General features: G+C 65.7%; 7 protein-coding genes and 1 pseudogene. 4 read left to right on the forward strand and 4 right to left on the reverse strand.

Annotated features, from left to right (window positions below; translation table 11 throughout):
• The first annotated feature begins 63 nt into the window (after positions 1–63).
• Positions 64–1,071, forward strand: a complete 1,008-nt coding sequence (locus QP965_RS10325) for an HNH endonuclease signature motif containing protein (protein WP_284844839.1) — start codon at positions 64–66, stop codon at positions 1,069–1,071.
• A gap of 76 nt (positions 1,072–1,147) precedes the next feature.
• Here the strand turns inward: QP965_RS10325 and metX are convergent, their stop codons facing one another.
• The 4 genes from metX to pdxR all read right to left on the reverse strand — a co-directional run bounded on the left by metX (position 1,148) and on the right by pdxR (position 5,255).
• Positions 1,148–2,266: a homoserine O-acetyltransferase MetX gene (metX, locus tag QP965_RS10330; protein ID WP_284844838.1), complete on the reverse strand. Its 1,119-nt coding sequence runs from the start codon at positions 2,264–2,266 to the stop codon at positions 1,148–1,150.
• A complete protein-coding gene (locus QP965_RS10335; protein ID WP_284767813.1) occupies positions 2,263–3,579 on the reverse strand; it encodes an O-acetylhomoserine/O-acetylserine sulfhydrylase in 1,317 nt (438 codons plus the stop codon). The genes metX and QP965_RS10335 overlap by 4 nt, the downstream gene beginning before the upstream one ends.
• Before the next feature lie 172 nt (positions 3,580–3,751).
• Complete coding sequence (locus QP965_RS10340; RefSeq protein ID WP_239278052.1) at positions 3,752–3,913, reverse strand: hypothetical protein; 162 nt, start codon at positions 3,911–3,913, stop codon at positions 3,752–3,754.
• A gap of 37 nt (positions 3,914–3,950) precedes the next feature.
• On the reverse strand, positions 3,951–5,255 hold the full coding sequence (gene pdxR, locus QP965_RS10345) for a MocR-like pyridoxine biosynthesis transcription factor PdxR (protein WP_284844837.1): 1,305 nt from the start codon (positions 5,253–5,255) through the stop codon (positions 3,951–3,953).
• Between the two features lie 81 nt (positions 5,256–5,336).
• On the opposite strand from pdxR, the gene pdxS reads away from it, so the two are divergent.
• The 3 genes and pseudogenes from pdxS to QP965_RS10360 all read left to right on the forward strand — a co-directional run.
• Positions 5,337–6,239, forward strand: coding sequence for a pyridoxal 5'-phosphate synthase lyase subunit PdxS (pdxS, locus tag QP965_RS10350; RefSeq protein ID WP_284844836.1), 903 nt, complete (start codon positions 5,337–5,339; stop codon positions 6,237–6,239).
• Positions 6,233–6,823 carry a pyridoxal 5'-phosphate synthase glutaminase subunit PdxT gene (gene pdxT / locus QP965_RS10355; protein WP_284844835.1) on the forward strand — a complete coding sequence of 197 codons (591 nt, stop codon included), beginning with the start codon at positions 6,233–6,235 and terminating at the stop codon, positions 6,821–6,823. The genes pdxS and pdxT overlap by 7 nt, the downstream gene beginning before the upstream one ends.
• Positions 6,824–7,056: 233 nt before the next feature.
• Positions 7,057–7,278 (forward strand): annotated as a pseudogene (locus tag QP965_RS10360) (helix-turn-helix domain-containing protein); the annotation flags it as partial.

Raw genomic sequence — 7,278 nt, forward strand, 5'->3', positions numbered from 1 at the left:
TTATCCACAGGCCAGCGCCCGCCACCGCGCGCTGGGTTGCGCGGCCCACTTAGGCTCAGAGCCATGATTTCGACCTACCTGACAGCCGTGAACTCCCCGATGGTGCTCATCGAGGAGTGTGCTGGGCTGTCGGTAGAAGAGCTCGTCGATAAGGGCTTTAGCGACCGCGAAGCCGCCGAGTTCGCCCGCCTTGCCGATACCTACTTCGGCCGCACCTCCTTTCGCGCCAAGCAGCGCACCGCCCGCCGCACCACGCTGCCGCTCGACGCGCTAAAAATCATCGAGCACTACGCGCAGAAGATGAAAACCCAGCGCGCGGCCTGGGCGCTGCGCGAGGAACTCTGCGCCCTGCGTGTGGCTACCAGCGAGATTGAAAAGCGCGCCCGCCGCCTGGTGCGCGAGGAGCGCACCACCAAGCGCTCTGAGGGCGTGCGCCTAACCCGCCGCCGCGACGACCTGTGGACGCTGACCATTACCGCCGAGTCCGAACTGGTGGCAGAGATTAACAACCATGTCTCCACCGTCGCCGATGCTCGCCGCGTCTTTTCCCAGGGTGCCGCCGCCTCCACAATCACCACCAATGTGGTGCTTACCCTCAATGAGATGGTCAAAGTTACCCACGGCGAGGACGTCACCCTGCAGCTGACCAATGGCGCGCAAATCTCCGGTGCGGACCTTGCCCGCCGCGCGCTTTCCGACGTCGGCCTTATCACCCTCATCCACCCCGTCACCGGCCCCGTAAACCTCTATCAATCGCGGCGCCGGGCTACATGGAAGCAACGCCAGATGGCGATGGCGGAAAATCCTGTATGTCCGTGGCCCGACTGCCATACGCCGGCGGATGAATGCCAAGTCCACCACCTTACCCCGTGGCTGCTCGGCGGGGACACGAATCCCGAGAACCTCACCATGGCCTGCAAGTATCACAACGGGGTCAATGATGATGACCCCAATGCGCCGCCGCGCCGCGGTCGGCTTGAGCGCCGCCCCGGCGAAGGTATCGTCTGGCGCCCGCCCTGGGCCACACCGCCCGAAGACGGTCGAGCCCCGTCCCGCCGCGTCAAGCCATAACCCCAGCGCAGCGTGCCGCACCGCTTAGCACTAGTGCGCGCTGCGCGGCTTTGGCGACCGCAGATGCAGCGAGCCTTTAAATCGAGTACTCGGTGGGATCGCCCGCCGCAGAATCGATGCTCGGGTCCGGTTGGGAAAGGGTGAGGAAGTTTCGCAAGATGCGATCCATCTGGCGTGACTCGGTAAGAAAAGCGTCGTGGCCTACCGGGGAGACAACCTTCGCCATCGCAAGCAGGTTGCCAAGGTTGCGCGAGATGTGTTCCTGCTGGTGATACGGGTACAAGATATCCGTGTCCACGCCGACGACCATGGTTGGCACCTCCGATGAGCCCAGCGCGCGGTTGAGGCCGCCGCGGCCGCGGCCGATATCGTGGCGGTTGAGCGCCTCGGTGAGGGTGACGTAGGAGCCGGCGTCAAAGCGGTCGGCCAGCTTGATGCCCTGATAGTCCAGGTAGGAGTTGACGGCAAAGCGCTCATTGCGGCGGCGGTAGGGCCCGAGCGGGTTCTCGCCGGCCTGGGCTTGGACGCCGAAGCGCTCGTCGATTTCTTGCTCGCCGCGATACGTCAGGTGTGCAATGCGACGCGCGGCCGCCAGCCCCTCGCGCGGGCGCTGGGTGGAGGCGTAGTAATCGCCGCCGTGCCAGAAGGAATCCTGCTCGATGGCCGCGATTTGCGCCGACTGGATGCCAATCTGCCAGGCGGAAGCGCGGGCCGATACGGCAATGACGCAAGCCGCATCAACGGCCTCGGGGTGCATCAGCGTCCACTCCAGCGTGCGCGCGCCGCCCATCGAGCCGCCAATGATGGCGTGGACGTGGGTGATGCCGAGCTCGCGGAGCGCGGCGCGCTCGGCCGCGACGAGGTCGCGCACCGAAAGTGCAGGGAAGCGCGAGCCCCAGGCGCAGCCGTCGTCTGGGTGCGGGGAGGCGGGGCCGGTGGAGCCGGAGCAGCCGCCCAGTGCGTTGGTGGCGATAACGCACCACTTCGTCGTATCTAGCGCCTTGCCAGGACCGACCAGATCGGCCCACCATTCGGCCACATTCGAATCACCGGTCAGGGCGTGTTCAACCACAATGACGTTATTGCGGCCGTGGGGATCGCCGAGCAGGTGGCCGAAGCGGTGGTAGGCAATGTGGGCGTCGGCAAGCGTGGCGCCGGCTTCGGTGTGAAAGTCGCCGATGCTAACTAGCTTCATGCCAGCGCGCTAAAGCCCAGCTCGAGGTCCGCGATGATGTCATCGATGTGCTCGATGCCAACGGACAGACGGATGGTGGACTGGGTGATGCCGGCCGCGGCAAGCGCAGGCTCGTCGGACTGGGAGTGCGTAGTGGTTGCCGGGTGCACGGCCAGGGAGCGGGTATCGCCGATATTGGCGAGGTTGGAGTGGAGCTTGAGGGCGTCGATAAACGCCCAGGCTTCCTCGCGGCCGCCGTCGATGTCGAAGGAGAGCACGGAGCCGGTGTAGGCGTAGCCGAGCTTTTCCTTGGTGGCCTTATACGGCGAAGAATCCAGGCCGGCGTAGTTGACCTTGGTGACCTTGGCGTGGCCTTCCAGGTACTCGGCAACGGCCTGGGCATTGGCATTGTGCTTTTCGACGCGCAGCCCCACCGTCTCGATTCCATTCAGCGTCAGCCAGGCGTTGAAGGGGGAGATGGCGGCGCCGGTATCGCGCAGCAGGCCGGCGCGGGCCTTGAGCGCGAAGGCTGGGGCTCCGAGATCGGCGTACTTCAGGCCGTGGTAGGCCTCATCCGGGGTGACGAAGTAGGGGAATACGGGCTCGCCGTTGCGGGTGACGGTCCAGTCGAAGGAGCCGCCGTCGATAATCGCGCCGCCGATGGCCGAGCCATTTCCGGTGTAGAACTTGGTGGTGGACACCACGACGATGTCCGCGCCGAGGTCCAGCGGCCGGGCGAGGGCGGCGGTGGCGATGGTGTTATCCACGATGAGCGGGACCTGGTTGTTGTGGGCGACCTCGGCTATGGCCGGGATATCGAGGACATCGGCCACGGGGTTGCCAAAGGTCTCGCCGTAGAAGGCCTTGGTATTTGGCTGGACGGCGTCCTGCCAGGACTGCGGGTCGTCCGGGTCCTCGACGAGGGTGACGTCGATGCCTAGGCGCTTGAGCGTGACGGTAAAGAGGGTGGAGGTGCCGCCGTAGAGGCGCGGGGAGGTCACGATGTGGTCGCCGGCCGAGGCGAGGTTCAAAATGGCCGCGGTTTCGGCAGCTTGTCCCGAAGCGAAGGCGACGGCCGCGACGCCGCCCTCGAGGGAAGCGAGGCGCTCTTCCAGCGCGTCCTGGGTGGGGTTGGTCAGGCGGGTGTAGATGGGGCCGGCGTCGGAAAGATTGAAGCGGTTGGCCGCGTGCTCGGCGTCGTTAAAGACGTAGGAGGTGGTCTGGTAAATCGGCACGTTGCGGGCATTGTGGTGCCCATCGAGGTTTTGGCCCGCGTGTACGGAGCGGGTAGCGAAGGACCAGTCGGAATTGGAGTTATCGTATTTCGTCGTCATGCTTGGCAAGACTAGACCAAGCGGTATGTCTTGCGAGCGGGTTTAGTGAAACCTGCTGGCAGGAGCGAGAATAAAAATAGACTAAGCGGTCAGTCTCGAGTTTTATGTGGGCGTCGGAAGGCGCACGGCGGGGCTTTCGCGGCAGCGCACGTGGCCTCGTGGCTAAGAGTTTCTACGGGTGGTGATTTTGTTCCTCGAGCTGATCGGCAATGCGGCGGGTGTTTGCACGAGTTTCGTTGCTATTGCGCACGAGCTTGACCACGATGGCGATGATTCCGGCGAGGATGAGGAACGGAATGAGTATGAGTAGAAATTCAAGCGGGCCGAGGGACATTTATCACCTTTCTTTTATGGTCTTTGGGGCTACGGTATCACTCGCCTAATGCGGCCGCGACCGCGGTGAGGCTCGTGCGCAGCTCGGAGTCGCTGAGGTGGCCGAAGCCGAGGACGACGCCGTCTTCGGCGTCGGCGCCGCCCCAATAGTCGCGCAGCGGGGTGAGCTTAATGCCGCGGGCGGCGGCGCGGGGGACCACAGCCGGGTCGCACAGCAATACCGCGTGGAGGCCACCGTGGATGGGGAGGAGTTGCGCGCCATCGATGGTGCCAAGCGTTTCGGCTACCAGGTTGCGGCGGCGTTTGTAGGTGCGGCGCATGCGGCCGGTGTGGCGCCGTAAAGCGCCGCTGGCAAGGTAGTGGGCGAGCGCGGCCTGGGGGATGGCGCCGACGGGTTGGCCGAAGACCTCGCGCACGCGGTCGACGGCCGGGCGCAGGCGCGGTGGGACGACGAGGTAGCCGCAGGCAATCGAGGGGGAGATGACCGAGGAGAAGGTACCCAGCAGCACGGTGTGTTCCGGGGCGAGCGCGGCTAGGGCGGGCAGTGGCTGGCCGACGTAGCGCAGTTCGGAGTCGAAGTCGTCCTCGATGAGGAGGGCGTCGTGTGCGCGGGCCCATTCGACGAGTTCGGCGCGCCGGGCTGCGGGCAGCGAGCCGCCGTAGGGGTATTGGTGGCTGGGGGTGACGATGAGGGCGTCGAGATCGGCGGCGGGGACGGTGACTCCTTCGGGGCCGGTGGGGACTTCCACCAAGGTGTGGCCGAGGGCGTGGGGCACGCGGCGCAGGCTGGGGTAGCCGGGGGATTCCACGCCCACACGCAGGTGGCGGCTGAGGGAGCGCAGGAGAACGGAGAGGCCGTCGCGGGCGCCGGCCGTGATCAGCACGCAGGCTGGGTCCACGGTGAGCCCGCGCATGTGGCGCAGGTGCGCGGCGACCTCGCGGGGCAGATCGCCGGAGGGGTCGACGGCCGCCGCACGCCACGCGGCCCTCCATTCAGGGGTGAGGATGCCGGCGGTGTCGGGTAGGCCGGGTGTCAGCGACACCAGTTCGGGCTCAGCGGCCGGTTCGGGGGCTGGCTCCGGCCGTGGGGCACGCGCGTGGGGGAGCAGTGGGTTGATGACGGTGCCGGAGCCAACCGCGGCGGTGAGGTAGCCCTCGGCCGTGAGTTGGTCGTAGGCGGTGACCACGCTGCCTCGGGAAATGCCGAGCTGCGAAGCCAGGTGGCGGGTCGAAGGAACGCGCTCGCCGGGCAGGAGGACGCCGGCGGCGACCTGGGCACGCAAGGCGGCGGCGATTTGCACGGGCAGCGGCCGCGTATCAGAGGGATCGAGGCGAAGGGGCACGGGCCCATCATAAGTGGTCTAATCCAACACGCTGAAAATGGCTCTTGTCTTGTACCAATTATGTGGGCCACTATGGCACCTATGACTGAACAGGTAAATGAACAAGGACGCGCTACCACGCGCGTGAAGCGAGGGTTGGCCGATATGTTGAAGGGCGGCGTCATCATGGACGTCGTCACGCCGGAGCAGGCGCGCATTGCGGAAGATGCGGGAGCGTCGGCCGTGATGGCGCTGGAGCGCGTGCCAGCCGATATCCGCGCGCAAGGCGGCGTGGCCCGCATGTCTGACCCGGGGCTTATCGAGGGCATCGTCGAGGCCGTGGATATCCCGGTCATGGCCAAGGCCCGCATCGGCCACTTTGTAGAGGCGCAGATCCTGGGCGAGCTGGGTGTGGACTTCATTGATGAGTCCGAGGTGCTCAGCCCGGCCGATTACGTCAACCACATCAATAAGTGGGACTTCGATGTGCCGTTCGTGTGCGGTGCAACCAACCTGGGTGAGGCGTTGCGCCGCATCACCGAGGGCGCGGCCATGATTCGCTCCAAGGGCGAGGCCGGCACCGGCGACGTCTCCGAGGCCGTGAAGCACCTGCGCACCATTAAGGCCGAGATTGCCCGCCTGCGCCACCTGGACCGAGACGAGCTCTATGTCGCGGCCAAGGAGCTCCAGGCACCGTACGACCTGGTTGCAGAGGTTGCGGAGACCGGCAAGCTTCCGGTTGTGCTCTTCGTTGCCGGTGGCGTGGCCACGCCTGCCGACGCCGCCCTTGTCCGCCAGATGGGCGCCGAAGGCGTCTTCGTCGGCTCCGGCATCTTCAAGTCCGGCAATCCAGCAGCGCGCGCGGAAGCCATCGTGAAGGCTGCCACGCTTTACGACGACCCCGCAGAACTCGCCAAGCTTTCCCGCGGCCTGGGCGAGGCCATGGTGGGCATCAACGTCAACGACGTGCCTGCACCGCACCGCCTGGCCGAGCGCGGATGGTAGCCACCGTCGGGGTGCTGGCGCTGCAGGGCGGCGTCGAGGAGCACCAGCGCATTCTGAACGGGCTCGGTGTTGCTACGCGCCGGGTGCGGGTGGCGCGCGACATGGACGGGCTCGACGGGCTGGTGATTCCGGGCGGCGAGTCGAGCGTCATCGATAAGCTGGCGCGTAGCTTCGGGCTGGCCGAGCCGCTGCGCGATGCCGCGGCCGCAGGATTGCCGGTGCTCGCGACCTGCGCGGGGCTCATCTATTGCGCCCGCGAGCTCGATAACCCCGCGCCAGGGCAGCAGACGCTGGGGCTTATCGACGTCACCGTGCGCCGCAACGCCTTCGGCAACCAGCGCTTTTCCGAAGAGCGCACGGTGCCTGTGACGGCTGGCGAGGAAACACTCGACATCGAGGCGAGTTTCATTCGTGCCCCGCTGGTCACCCGCGTGGGCGAGGGCGTTGAGGTCATCGCGACGGTGCCGGGGGAGGACGGCGACGCGGTGGTCGGCGTGCGCCAGGGCCGCGTGACGGCGCTGAGCTTCCACCCAGAAGAAAATGGCGACGCCCGCGTGCACGCCGCCTGGCTCGACAGCTTCTAGGCACGCAGACACACCAAAGCCGCCCCGCAGCGATGAACTGCTCCCCATTAGTTGGACTGAGAAATCAGTTGCCAACAACTAGTGGGGAGCATTTTCTTTGAGAGCACGTAGTTCGCTGAGTGAAGTTCAGCGTGAGCAGTTAGTGGAGCTTTTCGAGCAGGGAATGGGTTGCCGAGCCGCTGCTCGTGTTGTCGGTGTCTCGAGAGACGCAACGCGTAGACTTTATCGCCGTTTCCAACTGCGTGGCAGACTATGTCTCGTGGAGAAACCAAACAAGCAGCACTACTCCTTCGAGGCGAAGAAGGAAGTTGTAGAACGTCATCTTGCGGGTGAGTCGATGATGGATCTTGCCCGAGAGTTCAATCTTTCATCCGACCACCTCGTCAAGGACTGGGTGGCTAAGTGGCGCAGAGGCGGCGACGAGGCTCTGCGCCCGAAGCCGAAGGGCAGGCCCA

The organism is Corynebacterium sp. MSK074, assembly GCF_030229735.1.
GTDB lineage: Bacteria > Actinomycetota > Actinomycetes > Mycobacteriales > Mycobacteriaceae > Corynebacterium.

Excerpts from the sequence above, each read along its gene's own strand:
- QP965_RS10335 (WP_284767813.1), bottom strand. The coding sequence starts at position 3,579 with ATGACGACGAAATACGATAACTCCAATTCCGACTGGTCCTTCGCTACC.
- pdxT (WP_284844835.1), top strand. The coding sequence starts at position 6,233 with ATGGTAGCCACCGTCGGGGTGCTGGCGCTGCAGGGCGGCGTCGAGGAG.
- QP965_RS10325 (WP_284844839.1), top strand. The coding sequence starts at position 64 with ATGATTTCGACCTACCTGACAGCCGTGAACTCCCCGATGGTGCTCATC.
- QP965_RS10340 (WP_239278052.1), bottom strand. The coding sequence starts at position 3,913 with ATGTCCCTCGGCCCGCTTGAATTTCTACTCATACTCATTCCGTTCCTC.
- pdxS (WP_284844836.1), top strand. The coding sequence starts at position 5,337 with ATGACTGAACAGGTAAATGAACAAGGACGCGCTACCACGCGCGTGAAG.
- metX (WP_284844838.1), bottom strand. The coding sequence starts at position 2,266 with ATGAAGCTAGTTAGCATCGGCGACTTTCACACCGAAGCCGGCGCCACG.